A 23830-nucleotide genomic window follows, 5' to 3' on the forward strand; every position below is an offset into this window, starting at 1 on the left:
TCGACCACGTCCTCGATGATCAGCGGGGACAGCCCCGAGAACACCGCCTGTACAAGCTCGTTAACGTCCTCCACATAGGAATCAACGACGCCTCGCCACCCTCCGTCACCACCGAATGTGAGACAGGGCCCGTCCAACGGCGAACCCACGCGTACGGCCGGTAGCGGCGCATCTCGTCGCACGAGCCGCCGGCACCGTGGTGGCCGAGCGCTTCACGCGCCCGGCCACCACGATCGAGGTCAGGTCAGCCCTGGCCCCCGAGGTACATCGCGTTGAACAGCAGGCGGTAGGTGCCGTGCGACTGGGCCCGGTGCTGCGGCTTGAAGCCGATCATCACCACGTTCCCGTCGCCCACCTTCGCCGTCACCACGGCCGCCTTCCCGCCGATGACGTCGTCACCGAGCAGGAAACCGCTCTTCAGCAGGTTCGTCTTCGGCCAGGTGGCCGCCACGGTGACGCCCTGGGCCCCCTCGGCGACCTCGAACGCCGGGCCGTTGGCGACGAACGCGGACGCGGTCGAGCCGAAGCCTACGCCGACCGGGTCGGTGGAGTCGACGTTGAGGTTCAGCACCGAACCGGGGATGTTGTACCGGGTGTCAGCCACCCCTTCGGTGACGTCCTTGACCGGCACGCCGAACGCCTTGATCGGCAGCTGGGCCGCCTTGTTCAGCGTCACGACCGTGCCGCCCGCCTCGACGAACGCCTTGAGGTTGGCCACTCCCGCGTCGGTCATCCCGCCGGTGTACTCCGGCGGCAGCGACCCCGGCGTCCGGCCGTTGCGCATCGAGGTGTAGGTGGCGTCGGGCAGCACGATCGTGTCGAACTTCGCCCGCAGGTCGCCGGCCCGAACCGCCGCGTTCGTCAGCTTCTCGTACCGGAAGCCAAACTGGTCGAGGATCAGCCGGGTCCAACCCTCGTCGTAGTTGTTGAACCCGTCGTACAGGCCGATCCGGGGCGCGGCAAGAGTGGTCACCTTCGCCGGTTTCACGTCCACCGCCGCGATGCTGAGCCCCAGCCGGGTGGCGAGCGACGTCACCCGCTGGTCGGTGCCCGCCGCGGGCGTGACCAGGAAGGTCCCGGCCGGCAGTGTGCCGGTGCGGGTGGTCACCTCGCCGCTGCTCCGGGAGACCTTCTCCCCCGCCGCGAGCAGCGAGTTCACGGCGGCCGAACTGTCGTTGACGCGGGCGTCGAGGGCGTACCCGTACTTCGGTGCGCCCGCCACCACCCCGGCCGGCACGGTCGGCCAGTCGACCTGGCGGGTGGTGGCCTGGACCGGCTGGTCGAGCTTGTCGACAGCGACGCCCATCTGGAACGACAGGGTGTAACCGGTGATGTCGTAGGGCGGCTTCAGCGGGCCGCCGGGGTAGAGCCGACGGTCCGGGTACCGCTGCGCGTTGAGCAGGTCCAGGACCGCCGCCCGGTAGGGCTGGGCCTCACGGACGAGGTAGCTGCCGGCCGGGTAGGTGCGGTTGCCCACGGTGAACGAGCTCACCGCCTGCTCGACCCGGATGTTGTTCCACCGCAGCTTGTCCACCAGCTTCGTGGCGGTCGGGAAGTCCGCCTGGTCGGCCGGGATCACGTAGGTGGTCTTGCTGCCGTCACGCGCCCCGTCGCGGGCCATCTGCGACACCCCGTAGAGCAGGGATTCCCGGTCGTCGCTGGTCACCCGCAGCATCGCCCACGAGGCCGTCTTGATGTAGTCGCAGCTCTGCGACAGATGCCACTCGCCGCCCTTCCACGGGCTGGGGTAGAACACCGACGGCTCGCTGGTCGAGGTGCCGTCCGCAAAGGTCTTCGGGAAGGTCGCCGGGTCGTAGACCCTCGGCGTCGCCGAGGCGTGCGCCGTCTCGGTCAGGATGCCGATCTGGTTGTGGTAGTACGGCGCGGTCCGCATGCCGCCGTTCCACCAGATGTCGTACTGCTGGCGGGCCAGCGCGCCGACCTTGTCCTCACGGTCCAACCGCTGCCCCATCGCGTCACCGACGAGGTTGACACCGCGGACCACCTGCGGGTGGATGTTCGGGTTCAGCGGGTCCTCGAAGGGCGGGATGCTGATCCGAGCCGGGAAGACCGCCGTCTGGTGCACGTTGTGCATGACCTGTGGGATCCACTCGTGGAACAGTTGGCGCCCGACGTTCTGGGTCTCCTGCAGGTTGAACATGTACCAGTCACGGTTGTTGTCGTGCCCGGCGTACTTCTGGTACAGCTCCGGATAGCCGGCGTCCTGGTACGGCCCGCCCAGGTTCTGCCGGTACCACTCGGCGACCTTCGTACCACCGTCCGGGTTGACGCTGGGCACCAGCAGGGTGATGACGTTGTCCCGGATCGCGCGTGCCTCGGGCGTCTCGCTGGTCACCAGGTCATACGCGAACTGCGGGGCGGTCTGATGACCGGCCACCTCGGTGGAGTGGATGCCGAAGTCGACCCAGGCGATGGCCTTGCCGCTCTTCGCCAGGCCACGCGCCTCCGACTCGGAGAGCGCGTCGCCCTGGGACAGCCGCACCGAGGTCTCCCGGTAGCGCTCAAGGTTTCCGCCCGAGAGGTTCTGCTCGGAGGAGACGATGGCCATCAGTTGCGGCCGGCCCTCGCTGGTCTTGCCGATCTCGACCAGCTTCATCCGGTCGCTGGCCTTGTCCAGCGCGCGGTAGTAGTCGGCGATCTGCTCGTAGGTGGCCAACTTGTAGTCCGTACAGGGCACCCAGCCGATCACCGACTCCGGCTTGGGTACGCGGTCGCCAGCGGTGGCGACGGTTCCCGACGTCAGCACCGGCGTACCGATCAACGTCAGTACGCAGGCGAGCGGCACCGCCGTCCGAGACAGTCTTCGTTTCACCTGACACCCCTTCACAGCACATTGCACGACGGAAAAGGGACCGACCGGGGCGGCCGCGCCAGATCGGATGAGATCGATTCAACAGGCTTCGATCAACTTCAGGAACGCCCGCGGCGGCAATTGAGGAAATCTTGAGCCTTGCTGATGTTGCGGAGCGCGCCCGAGGAACCTGCAGCGCCAGCGGACGGACCAGCAGCGGGGCAGCCCAGGAGAACCGGGCTTCCGCCGTTGGCTTCTCCCGCAATTCGTCTCGTCGGCAGGTGGGGCATTTGAACCCAGGATGGTGTTTCAACGGCACGGAGGAATTGCGGTCGAGGCTTCCCCACGACCGAGGAGCACATATTCGCTTCGCGACGCACCGGTGAAATTGCGGAGGGCGGGAGCGCCTCCCGCCCTCCGCCTCGGTCACTGGGTGAGTTCGGCGACCTGCTCAGCGGTCAGCCGGAGCGCCTCCGCAGGAGCCTCCTCGCGCATCCTGGCTGCGGCGGGCGGGTCGGCGGGTCGCCGCAGATGCCAGTCCGTCGTCGCCTGGTAGGCGGCCACCACCGACAACAGCCGGTCCTCGGCGTACGGCAGTCCGCCGAGGATGGTGCCGATCGGCACGCCGGCGGCGGTGAACCCGATCGGGAAGGCGATCTCCGGCAGGCCCAGGATGTCGAAGGGCACCGGGTCAGTCTGCACCACCACATCGCACACGTCGAACAGGTCGTTGAGCACCCGTTCCATCAGCAGCAGCTTGGCCCGCTGGCCCGTGAGGAACTCGTTGCCTCCCAGCAACGCTCCTTGCAGCCAGCTGGTCACCGACACGCCGAAGCCGCGCAGGTCGGTACGCAGGTACGGCATGAACGGCTCGCTGCGCTCAGTCAAGCGAACATTGTTGAACGTGCTGCCGGTGAGCTGGCTCCACTCGTCGGGCAGGGGCACGTCCACGAGCGTGACGCCGGGGATCGCGGCAAGCTGGGCCAGGTACGCCTGGCGGGCCAGCGCGGTGGCCGAGGTGCCGTTGGTGAAGCCCGGCAACACGCCGATTCTGGTGTTCCAGCGCAGCTTGACCCGGTTCCTTCGGTACACCGGAGTGGCCGCGTCGATGAGGTCGGGTACGTCGGGCAGCCCCTGACTGCGCGGGTCCGCCGGGTCCTCGCCGGCCATCGCCGTCAGCATGATGGCGGCGTCCTTGGCATCGCGAGCAAGTGGGCCGGGGTGATCGCGGGTGTAGGTGAGCGGGATGATGCCGGCCGCCGAGACACGGCCCATGGTCGGCTTGAGCCCGGTCAGGTTCTGGGCGTTCGACGGGGCGGTGATCGAGCCACCGGTCTGGGTGCCGATGCCAGAGGTGGCCATGCGACCGGCCACCGCGGTAGCGGTGCCCGTGGAGGACCCGCCAGGGTCGGTGTTGCGGTTGGTCGGCGTCCAGGCGTTCACCGTGGTGATCACGCCGGCCGGGGTGGTGGCGCGGGTGGTGGCCAGCGGGCCCATCTGCGTCTTGCCGAGGACGACCGCGCCGCTGGCCCTGAGCCGGGCCACGGCGGTCGCGTCGTACGGCGGCACGAAGCCCTTGAACAGGAAGGAGTTCGCGGTGGTGGGGACGCCTTCGGTGTAGTAGTTGTCCTTGATCACCACAGGGATGCCGTGAAGCGCGCCGTGCCGGGGCCCGCGGACGGCATCGCGTGCCGCCGCCAGGGCCGCGTCGGCGAGCACCAGGTTGAAGGCCTGGTAGATGCCGTCGTACGCGGAGATCCGCGCCAGGTATGCCTCGACCAGCTGCTCGGCGGTGAGTTTGTTGGCACGGATGAGCCAGGCCGCCTCGGCGATGGTCAGCTCGGTCGGATCCGCGGCCGCCTCCGGGCGGGGCTTGGTGTAGGCGTTGGGCCGGTCCAGCGCCCGGTTCCTGTTCCCCGCTCCCGGGCTGGTCAACAGGGGGTTGCTCGCCATCGCCATGGGGGGCGCGGCGACGGTTGCGCCCGCGGCAGAGGCGACGGCCAGCGCGGCAGCGCGGGCCAGGAATGCCCGGCGGTCGACCGAACGGTCAAGTGGTTCGACGCTCATGCCTTCCGCCATTCCGTGCTGTTCGAGGGGTACAGGATCGGCACGCGTTGCTGCGACAAAGCCTTCCCCGCATCGGGATCCGTGGCGCCGGTGGCGGGCAACTGGTAGGCGGCCAGCGCCGACACGGTGCCCCGGAGGAATGAGCGCAGCGAGGCGAGGACGGAGTCCCGGCCGGGCGCGCCGGTCCCCGGGTCGGGGGTGTTGCCGGGCGGAAGTTGGTCAAGATCAATACCGAGAACGGCCAGCCGAGCCCGGATCAAGACATTCAGTTCAGCGTCCGTGGGCGGCGTGGGTGCCATCGTGCTCCTCTCGCGGAGGCATGTCGCCGTGTTCCATCGAAGTGAGCTGAACCTAGGCCGGTCACCGCACCTGGGCGCACCTCGGGCGGCGAAATTGAGGGACTCTTGAGTCTCCCGGTCCGACGTGGACGACAGCGGACCGCACTGCTGCCGGTCCGGGCGGCGGTCGGACCGGTGTCCGCCTCGGCGGTCGCGAGCATGCGGCGCCCGGCGCGGTTCAGACGAGGACCTCGGCGCCGGGTTCTCCCCACAGACGTGCCCACGCTGACCACGCCCTGCTGGTCCGATCGCCGCACCGCCGCCGACGCCTGTACCGTGCCAGAACCCGTCGCACATGCTGTGAGCTGGGACTTCTCGGCTCGGGCTGATGATCGCGGGTATGGTCATGCGCTTGCTGTACTTCGGGATGATCCGCTTGTTCAGCGGTTTGGGGTTACTGATCTGCGGTGACAGAGCGTTGCTGGTCGAGGTCCTCGTGCTGCGGCATGAGGTGGCGGTGCTGCGCCGCCAGGTTCCGGGCCGGCCGCGGCTGTCCTGGCCGGACCGGGCTCTCCTGTCCGCCCTGGCCCACCTGCTGCCCGGCCGGATACGGGCACATCGAATCGTCACCCCGGCGACGTTGCTGGCCTGGCACCGTCGCCTGGTCGTGAGACGCTGGACCTACCCGAACCGACCGGCCGGCCACCCGTCAGCGACGAAATCCGTGACCTGGTGCTACGGCTGGCCCGCGAGAACCCGCGATGGGGCCACCGCAGAATCCAAGGCGAACTACAGCGGCTGGGCCACCGGATCGGGGCAGGCACGATCCGACGAATCCTGTCCCGCCAGCGGGTCGGCCCGCCGCCCCGTCAACAGGACACCAGCTGGCGAACGTTCCTGCGCAACCAGGCCGCTGGCCTGCTGGCCATCGACTTTTTCCACCTCGACACGATCCTGCTGCGGCGCCTGTACCTGCTGGTGGTCATGGAGGTGTCCAACAGACGGGTCCACCTACTCGGCGTCACCGCCCACCCCACCGGGCAATGGGTAGCCCAGCAGTCCCGCAACCTCCTCATGGACCTGGGCGAGCGTGCCAGCAGGTTCCAGTTCCTCATCCGCGACCGCGACGCCAAGTACACCGCCGGCTTCGATCACGTCTTCGCCGCCGAAAACATCACGGTGGTCAAGACGCCAGCCCGCACGCCGAAGGCGAACTGCTTCATCGAACGCTGGGGCCGCAGCCTCCGCGACGAATGCACCGACCACGTTTTGATCTACAACGAGCGACACGCGCTGGCCGTGGTCGGCGAGTACGTGGACCACTTCAACGATCACCGGCCGCATCAAGGTCGGCAGCAGCGGCCACCCAACCATGACCCGGCCGTCGTCATCCCGATGAACAGGCCCGTACGGCGCCGACGACGACTCAATGGAGTGATCAACGAATACCACCGGGCAGCCTGACGCGATCTTCGGAACCCCAGGTCACGGCGTTGAGCGAGTTTTGGCACGGTACAGGCCGAGGGTCGAGCCCGACGTGAGACGGTCCGGTTGTTCGCCGTCGGGGTTACTGCGGGTCATGGAACAACTCGCAATAGAAGCCTGCCGAACCAGGCTCAGCAGCCTAAGCGGCGCGGCAACGTGTGCGCCGCCTTTTGGTCACGGCCGCAAAGTTTCACGCGCAGCATCGATGCATCTAGACAGATCAATCAGAATTCCCTACTGTGGTCGCACGGCCTGAGACCGCTCTCTATACGATCCGTTCGGCGGCGGACGCGTGAAGTGTGCTCGACGACGCAGGTCGACGTCGCGGCATCCTCGGCCGCGGCGCGGCGGCGCGCGCCCTGCCTGGCGAACTTGGTCAGGAAAGGGCACTAGTGAATCGACAGCCCATCGTTCGATGGCGGCCAAAGGCGGCCGCCCTGCTTCTGGTCGCCCCGGGACTCAGCGTCCTCGCCGCGCCGGCAACCCCGGCCGCGGCGGCGATCAACCCCGTCGACTTCCAGCAGGTCACGCTCGCCAAGGGCGTAGCCGAGACCGGCGAACCCATGGCGCTCGCGGTGCTGCCGGACCGCTCGGTCCTGCACACCGCGCGCAACGGCACCCTGCGCCGCACCGACGCGCTCGGCAACACATCGGTGATCGCGAACATACCTGTGTACACGCACGACGAGGAGGGCCTGCAGGGCGTCGCCGCCGACCCGAACTTCGCCAGCAACCGCAATATCTACCTGTACTACGCGCCGCCGCTGAGCACCCCCGCCGGCGACGCGCCTGCCACCGGTACCGCCACCGACTGGGTAACCTGGACCGGGGTCAACCGCCTGTCCCGGTTCACCCTGAACGCCGACTACACGGTAGACATGGCCAGCCAGGTCACCGTACTGGAGGTGACGACCAGCCGCGGCATCTGCTGCCACGTCGGCGGTGACATCGACTTCGACGCGGCCGGCAACCTGTACCTGTCCACCGGCGACGACACCAACCCGTTCGAGTCGAGCGGGTACTCGCCGATCGACGAGCGCACCAACCGCAACCCGGCCTACGACGCGCAACGCACCTCCGGCAACACCAACGACCTACGCGGCAAGGTCCTGCGGATCAAGGTCAACGCCAACGGGACCTACTCGATCCCGGCCGGCAACATGTTCGCGCCGGGCACCGCCAACACCCGGCCCGAGATCTACGCTATGGGCTTTCGCAACCCGTTCCGGATGAGCGTCGACAAGGCGACCGGCATCGTCTACCTCGGCGACTACGGGCCGGACGCGGGCCGGACCGACGCCAACCGGGGCCCGTCCGGTCAGGTCGAGTTCGACCGGATCACGGGGCCGGGCTTTTACGGCTGGCCGTACTGCACCGGCACGAACACCACCACCGAGACGTACAACGAGTGGAACTTCGCGACCAACTCCACCGGCCCGAAGTTCAACTGCGCCGGCGGCCCGACGAACAACTCCTTCCGCAACACGGGCCTGACCACGTTGCCGGCGGCCAAGCCCGCCTGGATTCGTTACGCCGGCGACGCCGGCTCCCCGCCCGAGTTCGGCACCGGTTCCGAGTCGCCGATGGGTGGCCCGGTCTACCGGTACGACGCAGCCAACCCGTCGACCACGAAATTCCCCGCCAGCCTGGACGGGCAGTACTTCGCCGGCGAGTTCGGCCGCGGCTGGATCAAGCCCATCGTGGTCAACGCGGACGGCTCGCCAGGTGTGATCGACAACTTCCCGTGGAACGGCAAGCAGGTCATGGACATGGCCTTCGGCCCGGACGGGTCGCTGTACGTCCTGGACTACGGCACTGGCTACTTCAACGGCGACGCCAACTCCGCAGTCTACCGCTACGACTACGTCGGCGCCGCCGGCAACCGCGCCCCGACCGCGGTCGCCAGCGCCGACAAGACATCCGGCGCGGCACCCCTCGCCGTGACGTTCTCGTCGGCGGGCTCCAGCGACCCCGACGGCGGGGCGCTGACCTACTCGTGGGCGTTCGGCGACGGCAGCACCTCCACCGCCGCCAACCCGTCGCACACGTACACCACCAACGGCAACTATGTCGCCACCCTGACGGTGCGCGACCCGCAGGGCGCCACCGGCACGGCCAGCGTGCCGATCAGCGTCGGCAACACCGCGCCGACGGTCGTCGTCAACAGCCCCGCCGCCGGGCAGTTGGCCGGCTTCGGCGAGAGCGTCCCGTGGAGCGTCACGGTCACCGACCCGGAGGACGGCACGATCGACTGCGCCAAGGTAACCATGTCCTACCTGATCGGGCACGACCAGCACGCCCACCAGATCACCTCGCAGACCGGCTGCTCCGGCACGATCACCATCCCGGTGGACGGCGAGCACGACGACGCGGCGAACATCTTCCCGATCTTCGACGCGTCGTACACCGACAAGGGCGGCCTGACCACCCACGCGCAGAGCATCCTCGCACCGAAACACCGGCAGGCCGAGCACTACAAGACCTCATCGGGTATCACCAAGGTCAGCAGGGCCACGGCCGAGGGCGGCATGACCGTCGGCGACATCAACAACGGCGACTGGATCCAGTTCGACCCGTACAAGCTCAACAACGTCACCTCGTTCACCGCCCGGGTGTCGTCCGCCGGGGCTGGCGGCACGCTGCGGTTCCGGACCGGATCACCAACCGGCACGATCATCGGCTCGGCGACGGTCACCCAGACCGGGTCCTGGGACACGTACGTCACGGTGAGCGGCACCATCAGCGGCGCACCGGCAGGCACCACCTCGCTGTACGTCACGTTCGCTGGCAACGGCAAGCGCGCGCTGTTCGACCTGGACAGCTTCACGTTCGTCACTGGTTAGAAGGGAGACCACCGATCATGACGCGTAGACTCGCTCTCTGCCTCGCCATCGTGGTCGCCGTGCTCGGCTTCAACGTCGTGCCGGCCCACGCCGCGCCGGACTTCACCGTGCTCGTCTTCAGCAAGACCGCCGGATTCCGCCACGACTCCATCCCCACCGGCATCCAGGCGATCCGCGACCTCGGCACGGCGAACAACTTCGCCGTCGAGGCCACGGAGGACGCCACCCAGTTCAACCCGACGAACCTGGCCCGGTTCCAGGCGGTCATCTGGCTGTCCACCACCGGCGACGTACTCGACGCGACCCAGCAGACCGCGTTCGAGAACTACATCCGCGCCGGCGGCGGCTACGTCGGCGTGCACGCGGCGGCCGACACCGAGTACACCTGGGCCTGGTACGGCGACCTCGTCGGGGCGTACTTTGCCAGCCACCCGACCATCCAGGCCGCGACGGTCCGGATCGCCGACACGATCCACCCGTCGACGGCCGGCCTGCCGGTCGCGTGGACCCGCACCGACGAGTGGTACAACTACCGCACCAACCCCCGCCCGCAGGTGCACGTCCTCGCCACGCTCGACGAGTCCACCTACACCGGCGGCACGATGGGCGGCGACCATCCCATCTCGTGGTGCCGGGCCTACGACGGCGGCCGGTCGTTCTACACCGGCATGGGCCACACCATCGGCAGCTACGGCGAGGCGAACTACCGTACGCACCTGCTCGGCGGCATCCGCTACGCCGCACAGGGCACCGGTGACTGCACGGTCAGCGCTCCCCCGCCGGACCTGGCGCTGAACCACCCCGCCACGGCGTCCAGCGTGCAGAACGCCTCCTTCCCCGCCTCGAACGCCGTGGACGCCTCCCCCACGACGCAGTGGACGAGCGCGTCGTCCGACCCGCAGTGGATCCGGGTCGACCTCGGCGGCACGTACACCATCAACCGGGTCCTGCTGGTGTGGGGAACCACATACGGCAAGAACTACCAGATCCAGACCTCGGCCGACGGGAACACCTGGACCACGATCCGGACCATCACCAACGGCAACGGCGGTGAGGACGACAACTTCGCCCTGAACGCCTCGACCAGGTACGTACGCATCTACGGCACGGCCCGCGGCAGCAGGAAGGCCGGCTACTCGCTGTTCACGTTCCAGGTGTACGGGACGTGATTCAACCGTCGGCGCCGTAATCGAACCCGCACTGACGAGAGCGGCGCGGAGGAGATCGCCAGCAGAGGCGGCACCACCGACGAATGGTGGTGCCGCCTCTGCGCTCTCTCGGCCAGTGGCCTGACCTGCAGCTGCAAACTCATCCGGCGCCGCGCCGACCTGACCCCGGACATGATTGAGGAAATCCTCGCCTCGGGCCACCACTGGCTACTGCACTCGCTCGCACTCAACCGCCAGTTGCCGAACGCCGTCCGGATGCGGCTGGCCGCCCACACCAATCCCGCCATCCGAGCTGCCCTGGCCGCGGGCGCCCATGACGCATCCCGCGAGTTGTACGAGCGACTCATCGACGATCCGAACACACAGGTGCGGGAACACCTCGCCGAACGCGACGACGTACCGGCCGATCTGCTCGCCCGGCTCCCCAGGGACCCTGACCCGAAGGTCCGAACCACGCTCGCACGGTGGTGGACGCAGGCCCCCGAGGCGGTCCGACGGGTCCTGTGGGGTTCCGCAATCCCGTCACCCTCGTTGGCCTGGCTGGACGTGGTGCCGGCGATACGCCTGGGGCATGGTCGGGCTTCGTGTCATTGCGCCTGATCTACCTCGTGCTCTGCCGCGTCACCTCGTGGCTGGTCCTCCTCAGCCGAACCAACACGGCCAAGGACCTGGAGATCCTCGTCTTACGTCACGAGAACGCGGTCCTGCGCCGGCAGCACCCGAAGCCACGGCTGAATTGGCCCGACCGCGCCGTGCTCGCCGCCCTGATCAGACCCCTGCCCCGGGCGTTGAAAGTGCAGCGGCTCGTCACTCCGGCCACGGTCCTGCGCTGGCATCGTCGCCTGGTAGCCCGCCACTGGACCTACCCGAACCGAGCAGGGCGCCCATCGATCGACCAGATCGTGGCCAGGCTGGTTGAGCAGATGGCCCGGGACAATCCCGGCTGGGGATACCAGCGCATCCAGGGCGAACTGCTTGGCCTCGGGCACCGGATCGGCGCCTCCACGATCCGCCGGATCCTCAAGCGTCTGGGCATACCGCCAGCGCCGGTACGTCGGGACCGCACCACCTGGCGCCGATTCCTCCGCACGCAGGCGTCGACCATCCTCGCATGCGACTTCTTCCATGTGGACTGCGCGCTCACCCTCAGGCGCCTGTACGTGTTCTTCGTGATGGAAGTCGGCAGCCGGTACATACACGTCCTCGGCGTCACCGCCAACCCGGATGGGGTGTGGACCGCACAGCAGGCCCGCAACCTGCTGATGGACCTCGGCGACCGGGCCGACCAGTTCAAGGTGCTGATCCGGGACCGGGCCGGCCAGTTCACCACCGCCTACGACGCCATACTGGCCAACGCCGGCATCACGGTGTGCAAGATCCCGCCGCGCAGCCCGCGAGCGAACGCCTACGCGGAACGGTTCATCGGTACCGTGCGTCGCGAGGTCACCGACCGCGTGCTCATCGTCGGTGAACGGCACCTACGGCGAACACTCGACCGATACGCCCGCCACTACAACGGGCGGCGCCCGCATCGGGCGTTGCAGTTGCAGCTCCACGCTCCGACCGTCCTGCCGTCGACCTTGCCCACGAGCGGGTCAAACGCCGGCCGGTTCTCAGCGGGCTGATCTACGAGTACGAGCGCGCCGCATAAAAGACCCAGCTCAGCGCACGTGACAAGGTTTTTGGAACCCCACAGCCCAGGCCATCGCCCCCGAGTCCCGGGTGGTCTACGTGGACAACGACCCGATGGTCCTCGCCCACGCGCGAGCGCTCATGGTCGGATCGGCCGAAGGCGCCACCAGCTACATCGACGCTGACCTGCGGACCCCGGCCGCCATCCTCGCCGCCCCGGAACTGGCCGCGGCGCTAGACCTTACCGGGACACCTTCGCCCGGTTGTTTAGCGGTCCGGATCTGGTCGAACCGGGGGTTGTGCCGATCAGCGAGTGGCGCCCGGACCGCGACCAGCATCCCCTCCCAGCCGAGGTGTCCATGTACGGCGCAGTCGCCCGGGTGTAGCCGCCCTCGCACAGCGACCCGGCGGCCAGTCCGGGGTGACAGTCGGTGGCCCGTTCCTCGAATTCAGTCCGTCGATCGTCAATCCCTTGGCATACAGCGACAACACGACCTCGTCGACCCCCGACAGGCGGCGCTGCCGCTTACGCACGATCTGCGGCTCGAAGGTCCGAGCGCGATCACGAGGCACGCTGATCCGCACCGGCCCGCTGGCCTCGGTCAGCACCGTCTTCGGCCCAAGCGCAGTCCACCGAGGGCGCCGTGACCTGGGAGTGGCGCGTCGTTGATTTTGCGGCCTGCCGCTACTGCCGTCGATCAAGCCGTTGATCAGGTCAGAAGCTGTACGGACCGTGGTGAAGCGGGCCACGTCGGCGACATCGCCGAGGGTGCGCACGGCGCTGACCGGGCCGGTCGACGACCTCGATGGTCACCGAGTGCCTGTGCGGGTCCGCGCCGATCATCAAACTGTCCAACGTGTCCCCTCGCCTGCGCGTCTGCGATTCGGCGAGGTGGCACCGCTAATTCGAGCTGGGCAAACCCCTGAGCCACACCTCGCCAGCGGTGCCCGGCCAGAACGCACGCCATGAGTGAGCCACACCCGCAGATGGGCGGCCGCAGACAGAGCGTCCCGCCGGGCACCTGGTCAACACCCCGTCGGACTTTGACGTGGCTCTATTGATCAAGTAGCCGCAGGTCCGGGTCGTGGCGCTCGCTCCCCGGTCGAGATTGAGGTCCGTTCAGGTGTGACCCTTGACACCACACATAAACGGGCGTAAACAAAGGAGAAACCAAGTTGAAACGGCGGTGAGCCCACATGTATGCCGAGGAGCGGCAGCAGGAGATCGTCCGGCTGGCTCGGTCCAACGGGCGAGTCGAGGTGGGGACTCTCGCCGACGCCCTCGCCGTGACCGCGGAGACGATCCGGCGGGATCTGACGACCCTGGAACGGGCCGGCGTCCTGCGCCGCGTGCACGGTGGCGCGATCCCGGTGGAGCGGATCGGCTTCGAACCGGCGCTGGCGGCCCGGGACTCCGTGCTGATCGACGAAAAGGAGCGGATCGCCAAGGCGGCGCTCGCCGAGGTCCCCGCGGAGGGCGCGATCATCCTGGACGCCGGCACCACGACCGCCCGCCTCGCCGAGGTGCTGCCCAGCGACCGGGAGTTGACCGTGGTGGTCAACTCCCCGGTGATCGCCACCATTCTCGGCACCCGGGCCAACCTCAACGTGCTGCTGCTCGGCGGCCGGTTGCGCGGCCGCACGCTGGCCACTGTGGATGACTGGGCGCTGCGGCCCCTCGCCGACCTGTACGTTGACGTCGCGTTCCTCGGCACCAACGGCTGCTCCGTCGAGCGGGGCCTCACCACCCCCGATCCCGCAGAGGCCGCGGTGAAGGCCGCCATGATCAGGGCGGCCCGCCGGGTCGTCCTACTCGCCGACCACACCAAGATCGGCAACGACTACCTCGCCCGGTTCGGGTCCGTGTCCGATCTGGACCTGCTCATCACCGACATCGGCGTCGACGACGAGTTGGCCGGCGATGTGGAGGCGGCCGGAGCCCGGGTGGTGCGGGCATGATCGTCACCCTCACCCTCAATCCGAGCCTCGACCGCACGATGGAGATCACCGAGCTGGTCCGCGGCGACGTCATCCGCGCCACAGCGGTCCATCTCGAACCGGGCGGCAAGGGCGTCAACGTCTCCCGGGCGCTGCTCGCCAACGGGGTGCCGTCGCGAGCGGTGCTGCCGTGCGGCGGCGACGACGGGGCGGAGCTCGTTCGACTACTCGTCGCCGCGGGCGTTGACGTCCGGGCGATCCCGATCTCCGGCCGTACCCGTTCCAACATCACCATCGCCGAGCCGGACGGCACCATCACGAAGATCAACGAACCGGGACCGGAACTCACCGCCGACGAGGTCACCGTCCTCACCGACCGGGCGCTCACCGAGGCGGGCGCGGGAGGCTTCGTGGTGCTCTGCGGCAGCGCCCCGCCCGGGCTGCCCATGACGGACCTCACCGCCCTCTACGAGCGGGTGGTCGCCGCAGGTGACCGGCTCGTGGTCGATACGAGCGGGCCGGCGTTGCGGGCGGCCGCGGTGGCCGGAGCGGACCTCGTCAAACCCAACCGCGACGAGGTCGCCGAGGTCGTCGGCCGGCCGATGCGGTCCCTCGACGACGTGGTCGAGGCCGCGCGGGAACTGCGCTCGTGGGGAGCCGGCACGGTGCTGGCCAGCCTCGGAGCCGACGGTGCCGTCCTCGTCGACGACACCGGTGTGCTCGTCGGGTCCGCGCCGGTGCCGCGGCCGCGCAGTTCCGTCGGTGCCGGCGACGCGCTGCTCGCCGGCTTCCTCACCCGCTGGGGTGCCGGCCCCGCACGCGGTCGGGATCTTGCCGCTGCGGCCCTGGCCGAGGGACTGGCCTGGGGCGCCGCCGCCGTAAGCCTGCCCGGCAGCCGGATGCCCGGCCCGGCGGACATCAGGCGGGACTCCGTCCGCCTCGACACCCGGCCGGAGGACCTCCGGCGGCTACTGACACCCCACTAATCCCCCATCCCCCACCCGTCTGGCGTTCAAGGAGCGAACCATGACGACCAACTACACACCTCAGGTCCAGGGGACCGGCGTCAAGGCCACAGTCCAGCGGATCGGTGGACACCTCGCCGGCATGGTGATGCCGAACATCGGCGCCTTCATCGCCTGGGGTCTGATCACCGCGCTGTTCATCCCCACCGGCTGGCTGCCGAACGAGAAGTTCGCCGCCCTGGTCGGACCCATGATCTCAGTCCTGCTGCCGGTCCTCATCGGCTACACCGGTGGCCGACTGGTGCACGGTCAGCGGGGCGCCGTCGTCGGCGCGGTCGCCACGGTCGGCATCGTGGTCGGCTCCGAGGTTCCCATGTTCCTCGGTGCGATGATCATCGGCCCGCTGGCCGCGTACGTCGTGAAGCTCGTCGACGGCCTGATCAAGGACCGGATCCGCCCCGGCTTCGAGATGCTGGTCGACAACTTCTCTGCCGGCATCATCGGTGGCGGCATGGCGTTGCTGGGCGTCCTGGGGATCGGGCCAGTGATCCGCGCGTTGACCAGTGCGGCCGGTAACGGCGTGGACTGGCTGGTCTCGAACCACATGCTCAGCGTGGTGTCGGTAATCGTCGAGCCAGCGAAGGTCCTGTTCCTCAACAACGCCATCAACCACGGCGTGTTCGGGCCGCTCGGGGTGGCCGAGGCGGCGGGGCAGGGCAAGTCCATCCTCTTCATGATCGAGACCAACCCCGGTCCCGGTCTCGGTCTGCTGCTGGCCTACTTCCTGTTCGGGCCGCGGGCGCTGCGTCCGACCGCCCCGGCCGCGATGATCATCCATTTCCTCGGCGGCATCCACGAGGTGTACTTCCCGTACGTACTGATGAAGCCCCGGCTGATCCTCGCAATGATCGCCGGCGGCGCGGCCGGTGTCTCCACCTTCATGATCACCGGCGCCGGTCTCGTCGCCACACCCTCGCCCGGCAGCATCTTCGCCTACGCTGCGGTCACCCCCAAGGGCGGCTGGTTCGGGGTCTTCCTCGGCGTCCTCATCGCGGCCGCGGTCACCTTCGCCGTCGCGGCTCTGCTGCTCAGGATAGGACGTACCGAGCCGGACGACGCCGACGGCGAGGCCACCGCGCCCGAGGAGCGGGCCGACGTCGAGCGAGCGGAACTCGAGGCCGCGCAGCGCCGGTCGGCCGCCAACAAGCTGCGTACGCCGGCGGCCCGCGACTCCGCAGAGCGACCGGAGTACGCCGACCCCACCAACGCTGGAAAGGCGTAACCTCCATGGCCACCATCAACGGCACCGCCATCCGCAAGGTCGTCGTCGCCTGTGACGCCGGAATGGGCAGCAGCGTCATGCTCGCCAGCCAGCTGCGCCGCCAGCTCGGCAAGAACTCGGTGACCGTCGAGCACACCCCGGTCGATTCGATCCCCGCCGACGCCGACGTGGTGATCTGCCATCAGGGACTTGTCCAGCGCGCCCGGCTCAGCGCACCCGGCGTGGTGGTCGTCCCGATCCAGGTATTCATCGGCGACCCAGCCGTGACGAAAGTCGTCAAGGCCGTGCAGGCCGGGGGCGATCTAAGTGGATGACAGCCTGCTGCAGGAACAGGCGATCCGGCTCGCCGAGCGGGCCGCGACCCGCGCGGACGCGGTCCGCCGGTGCGGGGAGGTGCTGGTCGAGATCGGCGCGGTCACCCCGGAGTACGTGACCGCGATGCTGGACCGCGAGGAGTCCATCTCCACCTACGTGGGCGAAGGCGTCGCCATCCCGCACGGGACCGCCGCGGGCAAGGCGGCCATCCACCGCGACGCCCTGGCCGTGCTGCGGTTTCCCGATGGGGTCGACTGGGGCGGCAACCCGGTGCAGCTGTGCATAGCGATCGCCGCCCAAGGCGACGGGCACGTCGCACTGCTCGCCGAACTCGCCGAGATCCTCCTGAGCCCCGCCCACGCGCGGGCGCTGCGCGAGGCGTCCGACCCGACCGAAGTACGCCGGCTCCTGGTCCCCACGGCCGGCACCGACCACGAAAGTCGAGAGGAAAAGGTGCGATGAAGGTCGTACGCTTCCACGCCCCCGGCGACGTCCGCATCTCCGACGCGCCAGAGCCCGCGCCGGGGGCGGGCGACGTGAAGATCCGGGTACGCAACTGTTCCACCTGCGGCACCGACGTGAAGATCTCCCGGTTCGGCCACCACCACATCGTGCCGCCCCGCGTCATGGGCCACGAGATCGCTGGCGAGGTCGTCGAGGTCGGCCAGGACGTCGACGGGTGGGCGCCGGGTGACCGCGTACAGGTCATCGCCGCCATCCCGTGCGGCCACTGTGTCGAGTGCCGGCGGGGGTTCCGCACCGTCTGCGAGAACCAGGAGTCGATGGGGTATCACTACGACGGCGGCTTCGCCGAGTACCTCGTGGTGCCGGCCAAGGTGCTGGCCGTCGACGGGCTGAACCGGATCCCCGACGGGCTCGACTACGCCCAGGCGTCGGTGGCCGAGCCGCTGGCCTGCGTCCTCAACGGACAGCAGCTCGCCCGGGTCGGCACGGGCGACGACGTGGTGGTCATCGGCTCCGGCCCGATCGGCTGCCTGCACGTCCGCCTGGCCCGCGCCCGGGGCGCCGCCCGGGTCACCCTCGTCGAACTCAACCCGGAACGGCTGGCGCAGGCCGCCGCGCTGGTCGCCCCCGACGCCACCATCTGCGCCGGGGACACCGATCCGGTGGACGCCGTGCGCAAACTGACCGACGGGCGGGGAGCCGACGTCGTCGTCACCGCTGCAGCGTCGGGAGCGGCGCAGGAGCAGGCCGTCCAGATGGCCGCCCGGCAGGGCCGCATCAGCCTCTTCGGCGGGCTGCCCAAGGACAACCCGACAATCAGGCTGGACGCCAACCTGGTGCACTACCGCGAGCTGACCGTCGTCGGCGCCAACGGCTCCAGCCCCGCACACAACGCCGAGGCGCTGCGCCTCATCGCCTCCGGCGCCGTACCGGTGGCCGACCTGATCACCCACCGGCTTCCGCTGGATGCCGCGCTCGACGCGTTCGCCCTGGTGGCCAGCGGCACGGCGATCAAGGTGACCATCGAGCCCTGACCCCCCACACCCCTCTCCGAAGGAGACCGCAATGCCCACCCGAACGGTCACCGTCGGCTCCGCCAGCGGTCTGCACGCCCGACCCGCCGCCATCTTCGTCGCCGCCGCCACCGCGCAACCCGTCGCGGTGACCATCCGGACCGCCGACAAGCCCGCCGTCCCCGCCCGCAGCATGCTGTCCGTGCTGTCGCTGGGCGCCAAGTACGGCACCGAGGTGACCCTGGAGGCCGACGGGCCGGCCGCGGAGAGCAGCCTCGACGCGCTCGCCGCGCTCATCGCCGCAGACCTCGACGCCGACGACGCCGAGAAGACCGAAGGTGACTCCGACCAGGGGCGGGACGGCGATGGCTGAACACCTGCGGGGCATCGGTGTCAGCCCGGGCCGCGCCGCCGGTCCGGCGTACCGGATGACGCCGGCGCCGCGCGTACCGGACCCCAGCCCGGTGGCCGACCCGGAGGCCGAGGCCGAGCAGGTGAGAGCGGCCCTCGCGGCGGTCGCCGCCGACCTCGACCGGCGCGCGTCCGCCGCCGGTACCGGCCCCGCCACCGACATCCTGCGCGCGCAGGCGATGATGGCGCAGGACGCCGAGCTGGTCGAGGCCGCGGCGGCGAAGGCCCGGGCCGGCTGCACCGCGGCCGCTGCCATCGATGCTTCCCTCGCCGTACACCGGCAGGCGTTCCAGGCCGCCGGCGGGTACCTCGCCGAACGGGTGGCCGACCTGGACGACATCCGAAACCGCGCCGTGGCGGCGTGCCTGGGCCTGCCGGCGCCCGGCATCCCGACCCCCGATCACCCGTTCGTGCTGGTCGCCCGGGACCTCGCCCCGGCCGACACCGCCGAACTGGACCCGGAGCGGGTACTCGCACTGATCACCGAGGAAGGCGGACCCACCAGCCACACCGCGATCCTGGCCCGGGCCCTCGGCCTGCCCGCCGTGGTGATGTGCGGCGGCGCGCTGGACCTCGACCACGGCGTCTCCGTGGTCGTCGACGGCACCACCGGCGAGGTCACAGCCGGCGTGGACGCGGCCAGCGTCGCGGCGACCCGGGTCGCCGAACAGCGCCGCCGGCAGCGGCTGGCCAGCGCCAGCGGTCCCGGCCGCACCGCCGACGGGCATCCCGTCGCCCTGTACGGCAACATCGGCTCCGCCAAGGACCTGCACGGGGACCTGGAGGGCGTCGGTCTGTTCCGTACCGAACTGCTCTATCTCAACCGGACCGACCCGCCGGACCGCGACGAGCAGGCCGCCGCCTACGCCGAGGTGTTCGCGGCGATGGCGGGCCGTCGGGTGATCGTGCGGACCCTCGACGCCGGTGCCGACAAGCCACTGCCGTTCCTGCGGCAGGGCGCCGAACCGAACCCGGCGCTGGGAGTCCGCGGGCTGCGCCTGGCGCGGCGGCAACCCAATGTCCTGCGTACCCAACTGGAAGCAATCGCGCAGGCGGCCCGGCAGACCTCGGCGCAGGTGTGGGTAATGGCGCCGATGGTCGCCACGGTCGCCGAGGCCCAGCGGTTCGTCGCGGCCTGCCGCGACGCCGGGCTGCCCACCGCCGGAGCGATGGTGGAGGTCCCGGCGGCCGCGCTGCGGGCCCGCGCGTTGCTCTCGGTCGTCGACTTCCTCAGCATCGGCACCAACGACCTGAGCCAGTACACCTTCGCCGCCGACCGCCAATGCGGGGAACTGGCCGATCTGCTCGACTCGTGGCAGCCCGCCCTCCTCGAACTGGTCGCCGGCTGCGCATCCGCCGGGCTGGCCGCCGGCAAGCCGGTCGGCGTCTGCGGCGAGGCCGCCGCCGACCCTCGGCTCGCGCTGGTGCTCACCGGTCTCGGCGTGACCAGCCTGTCGATGGCGCCGCGCGCCGTGTCCGAGGTGCGGGAGGCGCTCGCCGCGCACACCCTCGCCGAGTGCCGGCAACTCGCCACCGAGGCACTCGCCGCGGACGAGACGCGGTCTGACCGGAGCGGGGCGACTGTCGGCTGATGCAAATCAAGGAGCGGGGTCTTAGTGGTCCGCGCCGTAAGTCCTTCGGGGGTTGGTGGTTCGGGGGGTTGTGTGTGCTGGTTGTGATCAGGGGGCGATGGGTCCCAGGTGGAGATCGCAGACGAGGTCGAAGGTCTCTTCGGTCTGGCAGTGAACCAGATCTGGTTCTCGTACTTGTCCTTGCTGGCCACGTAGATGGCCGTGCCCCACCGGTGGGCGGATCCGCCGTAGCGCAGCCGCATCAGCGGTAGCCGTTCACCATCCGTCAGCTCCCCGTCGACGTAGGCGAACTGGCCGTGATAGCGCACGTGGACCGCGGCCAGCTGGGGCCAGTTCTTCTTGGCGTACGCGCGTAGCCGCTGGGCCAGCGAGGTCTTGGTGGACTCGGGAATGGCGGGCATGGGTCACATCTTGCCGTCCGGCGTGTCCCACACCGGCCAGCGGCGCAGATCGGGGCATTCTCGGCGGGCCCCTGACAAGATCACCTGAGGGAATGCCCGCCTGTGCCTGCCCCCCGCGCACGCCAGATCACGCTGACCGCCGCCGAACGACGCCGGCTCAAAGCCCTGGCCTACTCCCATACCGCCGCCTACCAGCAGGTCATCCGTGCCCGGATCGTGCGGGACGCGGCTCACGGCTACTCCAACCAGAAGATCTCCGACCGCCAGGGCGTCACTATCGACACGGTGCGCCGCTGGCGCGGCCGCTACGCCGACGAGGGCATGGCCGGCCTGGCCGACCGGCGCAGGTCCGTGCGACCACCCCGGTTCACCCCGGTACAGGTGGCCGAGGTCAAAGCCCTCGCGTGCCAGCTCCCGGCCGAGACCGGGGTGCTGCTGTCAAGGTGGAGCTGCCCGGATTTGGCCGGCGAAGTCGTCGCCCGCGGTACCGCGCCGGCGATCTCAGCCTCCACGATCCGCCGGATCCTGGCCGCCGACGCACTCAAACCCTGGCAACACCAGTCCTGGATCTTCATCCGCGACCCGAACTTCGCCGTCAAGGCCACCCGCGTGCTCGACCTGTACGCCCGCGGCTACGACGGGCATCACGCTCGGCCCGGACGAGTACGTGCTCTCCAGCGACGAGAAGACCAGCATCCAGGCCCGCTGCCGCTGCCACCCGACCCTGCCACCCGGCGCAGCCCGCACGATGCGGGTCAACCACGAATACCAGCGCGGTGGCGCCCTGGCCTACCTGGCCGCCTACGACGTCCACCAGGCGCGCGTGTTCTCACACTGCTCACCCAAAACCGGGATCGCACCGTTCATAACCCTGGTCGAACAGGTCATGACCCAAGAGCCCTACGCCTCCGCGAAGCGGGTGTTCTGGATCGTCGACAACGGCTCCTCCCACCGAGGTCAAGCCGCGATCGACCGCCTCGCGAAACGTTTCCCGAACGCGGTCATGATCCACACCGTACACGCCTCCTGGTTGAACCAGGTGGAGATCTTCTTCTCCATCGTCCAACGCAAGGTCGTCACACCCAACGACTTCACCAGCCTTGACCAGGTCGAAGACCGACTCACCGCCTTCGAACAGCGCTACAACGCGACCGCCCGGCCCTTCAGATGGAAGTTCACCCCGGCCGACCTCGAGGACCTACTGGCCCGGATCGAGCGACACGAACAGAAAGAGCCGAACCTCCAACAGCCCCCCGACTGCGACCACCAGCCTGCCGCACCGGCCCTCGCCGCATAACCCCCGAAGGACTTACGGCGCAGACCACTTAGGCGGACCCAGCGCCAACTCGACGTCGCCGCGCGATACCCGCACACCGCCAAAGAGCCCGAACCGCAATGTGGCCAGCGATAATGACGTGCTCGTCACCGCCCCATCCCCGCAGAAGCCCTAGACATTCTCGCCCACCCCCGCTGCCCAACATCGCCGTTGGGCCGGCGGCCGGCGCTCGGCATTATCAATTGCGCCGGCCACTGCTGCGACCGGCTCCTTGATGCGCGTTCCTTGCGCACGACGTTCCCATAGACTTTGCGACGTCGCGATTACCCGTCAAGTCCTCGACGCCCAGGGCTGCCCAAAGGTGCTGTCCCATCACTCGTACGGCGGCGCCGTCATCTCTGAAGGGGGCGCCCACGGCACGGTTACCGAGCCTTTGCGCGCCTCCGCCTGCCCCGCGGACGGGGCGAGTCCGGCAACACCCTCATCACCAACCCGCCCCCGGGGGCGTCCGGTGCCGCCGATGCGAGAGACCGCGAGCCATCGGTTCAACTGCCTGCACCGAGTCTGGTTCGCCACCGGGGCCTACCAGCGCCGATTCATGAGCCAGCATCGTGAGCACGGTGGCGACATCGGTGCGTTCGGAGAGAAGCAAGCCGCTGGAGGCTCTGGTCCATCGCCAGGCCAGTAACAGCGTGAACCGACGGACCGCCTCTTGGCGGCTTGGGCACGGAATCATGATCAGATGACAGGCGACCACCGCCGCCCAGGCCGGTCCCTGAACCGCAACCTGGTCGCAAATGAACCGGGCCGACTGGAGATTGGCCAGCATCGTACGCAGGCGGCGCCGCATGGCAGCGGAACTGTTGACGGGCACCGCGAATCCGGCGACGCCGATCGCGCTGAAATGGCAACGGCGTGCGAGGAGGCGCGATGCTGGTCCCGCGTCGCCTCGAGACAGCGCTGCGACAGCTCGACGCAGACGTCTTGTGACCATGAACAAGAACATGGCATCGCCTCCAGATACTGCGCTGATACAGCGAGGGGGAATCTGGGCGGCGCTGCCCTTGGTGGTGCCTTCCCGAGTCTGAGTGTGTCAGTAAATCGGACCCACGAGACGGGCAGGGGTACCGAGCCACCAGCCCCGTCGGCTGGTCCGAATGTGGTCGGGGCCCAACTTGTGGCGTAGTCGGGAGACGACCGCGCTAACCGCCAATGCGCTCTTCGTCCGCACCATGGTAGGCGCGTTGGCGAAGACCTCCGTGCCACGCAGCGGCACTCCTCGCGCCTCGACAAGAACCTGCAACGTAGCGGCCTCCTGGGGGCTCAGAGAGACCGAGGTGATCCTGCTCGGCAGCGCTACACGTCGGGTCGTCGGGTCCAGCAGTATCGCGTCGGAGGCGCCTGCGGAGAAAGCGGTGTCTTCAGACCGGCCAGCCAGCCGCCAGCCACCGCCGCCAGTGATGATCAACTCTCGATCCAGGCGCTGTCGCAGGCGGTAGACGATCACCCCAACCTGGGCGGGTCTAGCGGGACGGGCCCTTGCCGGCATTGCGTGCCAAATCTCGTTGCGGCCTCGCGGCATCCCCTGCGCCTCGATAAGCGCACGCAGCACGAGGTACTCCTGCCACCCGAGCCGGATCGTGGACCGTCGCCCACTCACCCACACCCGTCGACGGGGCAGGTCGAGATGGAGCTCGCCGAAAGAGATTGCGCCGGGCCAAGCCGGAGGGCAGGAAGCATCCGAGGCGTCAAGCCACCAACCACCGGCTCCCGTGAGGACCCGGTGGGTGCCCACGGCCCCGGCGTTGTTCGGGAGTGTCCGGTTTGATCATGGTTTGTTAGATGCCGTAGACGGCGAAGACGTCGCTGCGGTCGTGTAGGTCGCG

At 69.2% G+C, this 23830-nt stretch carries 19 protein-coding genes and 3 pseudogenes; 17 read left to right on the forward strand and 5 right to left on the reverse strand.

Annotated elements, in window-relative coordinates; genetic code table 11:
- Positions 1-244: 244 nt before the first annotated feature.
- The 3 genes from AB0I41_RS31120 to AB0I41_RS31130 all read right to left on the reverse strand — a co-directional run bounded on the left by AB0I41_RS31120 (position 245) and on the right by AB0I41_RS31130 (position 5178).
- A complete protein-coding gene (locus tag AB0I41_RS31120; RefSeq protein WP_357114204.1) occupies positions 245-2833 on the reverse strand; it encodes a M14 metallopeptidase family protein in 2589 nt (862 codons plus the stop codon).
- 405 nt (positions 2834-3238) lie between these two features.
- Positions 3239-4879, reverse strand: coding sequence for an amidase (locus AB0I41_RS31125; protein ID WP_357114205.1), 1641 nt, complete (start codon positions 4877-4879; stop codon positions 3239-3241).
- A complete protein-coding gene (locus tag AB0I41_RS31130) occupies positions 4876-5178 on the reverse strand; it encodes a hypothetical protein (protein WP_357114207.1) in 303 nt (100 codons plus the stop codon). Before AB0I41_RS31130 ends, AB0I41_RS31125 begins: the two co-directional genes overlap by 4 nt.
- A gap of 708 nt (positions 5179-5886) precedes the next feature.
- Between AB0I41_RS31130 and AB0I41_RS31135 the strand changes: the two genes are divergently transcribed.
- The 7 genes and pseudogenes from AB0I41_RS31135 (at position 5887) to AB0I41_RS31165 (ending at position 12672) form a co-directional block, all read left to right on the forward strand.
- Positions 5887-6621: an integrase core domain-containing protein gene (locus tag AB0I41_RS31135; RefSeq protein WP_357114232.1), complete on the forward strand. Its 735-nt coding sequence runs from the start codon at positions 5887-5889 to the stop codon at positions 6619-6621.
- Between the two features lie 413 nt (positions 6622-7034).
- Positions 7035-9485, forward strand: a complete 2451-nt coding sequence (locus AB0I41_RS31140) for a PQQ-dependent sugar dehydrogenase (RefSeq protein WP_357114209.1) — start codon at positions 7035-7037, stop codon at positions 9483-9485.
- A gap of 17 nt (positions 9486-9502) precedes the next feature.
- Positions 9503-10654 carry a ThuA domain-containing protein gene (locus AB0I41_RS31145; RefSeq protein WP_357114210.1) on the forward strand — a complete coding sequence of 384 codons (1152 nt, stop codon included), beginning with the start codon at positions 9503-9505 and terminating at the stop codon, positions 10652-10654.
- Between the two features lie 171 nt (positions 10655-10825).
- Positions 10826-11254: a hypothetical protein gene (locus AB0I41_RS31150; protein ID WP_357114212.1), complete on the forward strand. Its 429-nt coding sequence runs from the start codon at positions 10826-10828 to the stop codon at positions 11252-11254.
- Entirely contained in the window at positions 11245-12279 is a 1035-nt protein-coding gene (locus AB0I41_RS31155; protein ID WP_357114214.1) for an integrase core domain-containing protein, read from the forward strand. Before AB0I41_RS31150 ends, AB0I41_RS31155 begins: the two co-directional genes overlap by 10 nt.
- Before the next feature lie 121 nt (positions 12280-12400).
- Positions 12401-12471 (forward strand): annotated as a pseudogene (locus AB0I41_RS31160) (hypothetical protein); the annotation flags it as partial.
- Between the two features lie 114 nt (positions 12472-12585).
- Positions 12586-12672, forward strand: coding sequence for a hypothetical protein (locus AB0I41_RS31165; protein WP_357114233.1), 87 nt, complete (start codon positions 12586-12588; stop codon positions 12670-12672).
- Positions 12673-12748: 76 nt separating this feature from the next.
- On the opposite strand, the pseudogene AB0I41_RS31170 reads toward AB0I41_RS31165, so the two are convergent.
- Positions 12749-12904, reverse strand: a pseudogene (locus AB0I41_RS31170) (transposase); the annotation flags it as partial.
- Between the two features lie 579 nt (positions 12905-13483).
- On the opposite strand from AB0I41_RS31170, the gene AB0I41_RS31175 reads away from it, so the two are divergent.
- The 10 genes and pseudogenes from AB0I41_RS31175 to AB0I41_RS31220 all read left to right on the forward strand — a co-directional run bounded on the left by AB0I41_RS31175 (position 13484) and on the right by AB0I41_RS31220 (position 21965).
- Complete coding sequence (locus tag AB0I41_RS31175) at positions 13484-14245, forward strand: DeoR/GlpR family DNA-binding transcription regulator (protein ID WP_357114215.1); 762 nt, start codon at positions 13484-13486, stop codon at positions 14243-14245.
- Complete coding sequence (locus AB0I41_RS31180) at positions 14242-15210, forward strand: 1-phosphofructokinase family hexose kinase (RefSeq protein ID WP_357114216.1); 969 nt, start codon at positions 14242-14244, stop codon at positions 15208-15210. The genes AB0I41_RS31175 and AB0I41_RS31180 overlap by 4 nt, the downstream gene beginning before the upstream one ends.
- A gap of 40 nt (positions 15211-15250) precedes the next feature.
- Complete coding sequence (locus AB0I41_RS31185) at positions 15251-16471, forward strand: PTS mannitol transporter subunit IICB (protein WP_357114218.1); 1221 nt, start codon at positions 15251-15253, stop codon at positions 16469-16471.
- Positions 16472-16476: 5 nt separating this feature from the next.
- Positions 16477-16785: a PTS lactose transporter subunit IIB gene (locus AB0I41_RS31190; RefSeq protein ID WP_357114219.1), complete on the forward strand. Its 309-nt coding sequence runs from the start codon at positions 16477-16479 to the stop codon at positions 16783-16785.
- Positions 16778-17248, forward strand: coding sequence for a PTS sugar transporter subunit IIA (locus tag AB0I41_RS31195; RefSeq protein ID WP_357114221.1), 471 nt, complete (start codon positions 16778-16780; stop codon positions 17246-17248). The genes AB0I41_RS31190 and AB0I41_RS31195 overlap by 8 nt, the downstream gene beginning before the upstream one ends.
- On the forward strand, positions 17245-18285 hold the full coding sequence (locus tag AB0I41_RS31200) for a zinc-dependent dehydrogenase (protein WP_357114222.1): 1041 nt from the start codon (positions 17245-17247) through the stop codon (positions 18283-18285). The genes AB0I41_RS31195 and AB0I41_RS31200 overlap by 4 nt, the downstream gene beginning before the upstream one ends.
- Positions 18286-18316: 31 nt before the next feature.
- A complete protein-coding gene (locus AB0I41_RS31205) occupies positions 18317-18637 on the forward strand; it encodes an HPr family phosphocarrier protein (RefSeq protein ID WP_357114224.1) in 321 nt (106 codons plus the stop codon).
- Positions 18630-20267 carry a phosphoenolpyruvate--protein phosphotransferase gene (ptsP, locus tag AB0I41_RS31210; RefSeq protein WP_357114226.1) on the forward strand — a complete coding sequence of 546 codons (1638 nt, stop codon included), beginning with the start codon at positions 18630-18632 and terminating at the stop codon, positions 20265-20267. Before AB0I41_RS31205 ends, ptsP begins: the two co-directional genes overlap by 8 nt.
- Positions 20268-20770: 503 nt before the next feature.
- Positions 20771-21184, forward strand: a pseudogene (locus tag AB0I41_RS31215) (helix-turn-helix domain-containing protein); the annotation flags it as partial.
- Between the two features lie 151 nt (positions 21185-21335).
- Positions 21336-21965, forward strand: a complete 630-nt coding sequence (locus tag AB0I41_RS31220; RefSeq protein ID WP_357114228.1) for a transposase — start codon at positions 21336-21338, stop codon at positions 21963-21965.
- Positions 21966-22428: 463 nt separating this feature from the next.
- On the opposite strand, the gene AB0I41_RS31225 is transcribed toward AB0I41_RS31220, so the two are convergent.
- Positions 22429-22950, reverse strand: coding sequence for a hypothetical protein (locus tag AB0I41_RS31225; protein WP_357114230.1), 522 nt, complete (start codon positions 22948-22950; stop codon positions 22429-22431).
- Positions 22951-23830 lie beyond the last annotated feature (880 nt).

Source organism: Micromonospora sp. NPDC050200 (genome assembly GCF_040656135.1).
In the GTDB taxonomy this organism is placed as follows: Bacteria; Actinomycetota; Actinomycetes; order Mycobacteriales; family Micromonosporaceae; genus Micromonospora.

What these genes read in the sequence shown, in the direction of transcription:
- AB0I41_RS31205 (WP_357114224.1), top strand. Translation starts at nt 18,317, where the DNA reads ATGCCCACCCGAACGGTCACCGTCGGCTCCGCCAGCGGTCTGCACGCC.
- AB0I41_RS31125 (WP_357114205.1), bottom strand. Translation starts at nt 4,879, where the DNA reads ATGAGCGTCGAACCACTTGACCGTTCGGTCGACCGCCGGGCATTCCTG.
- AB0I41_RS31190 (WP_357114219.1), top strand. Translation starts at nt 16,477, where the DNA reads ATGGCCACCATCAACGGCACCGCCATCCGCAAGGTCGTCGTCGCCTGT.
- AB0I41_RS31175 (WP_357114215.1), top strand. Translation starts at nt 13,484, where the DNA reads ATGTATGCCGAGGAGCGGCAGCAGGAGATCGTCCGGCTGGCTCGGTCC.
- ptsP (WP_357114226.1), top strand. Translation starts at nt 18,630, where the DNA reads ATGGCTGAACACCTGCGGGGCATCGGTGTCAGCCCGGGCCGCGCCGCC.
- AB0I41_RS31225 (WP_357114230.1), bottom strand. Translation starts at nt 22,950, where the DNA reads ATGTTCTTGTTCATGGTCACAAGACGTCTGCGTCGAGCTGTCGCAGCG.
- AB0I41_RS31150 (WP_357114212.1), top strand. Translation starts at nt 10,826, where the DNA reads ATGATTGAGGAAATCCTCGCCTCGGGCCACCACTGGCTACTGCACTCG.
- AB0I41_RS31200 (WP_357114222.1), top strand. Translation starts at nt 17,245, where the DNA reads ATGAAGGTCGTACGCTTCCACGCCCCCGGCGACGTCCGCATCTCCGAC.
- AB0I41_RS31130 (WP_357114207.1), bottom strand. Translation starts at nt 5,178, where the DNA reads ATGGCACCCACGCCGCCCACGGACGCTGAACTGAATGTCTTGATCCGG.
- AB0I41_RS31145 (WP_357114210.1), top strand. Translation starts at nt 9,503, where the DNA reads ATGACGCGTAGACTCGCTCTCTGCCTCGCCATCGTGGTCGCCGTGCTC.
- AB0I41_RS31185 (WP_357114218.1), top strand. Translation starts at nt 15,251, where the DNA reads ATGACGACCAACTACACACCTCAGGTCCAGGGGACCGGCGTCAAGGCC.
- AB0I41_RS31180 (WP_357114216.1), top strand. Translation starts at nt 14,242, where the DNA reads ATGATCGTCACCCTCACCCTCAATCCGAGCCTCGACCGCACGATGGAG.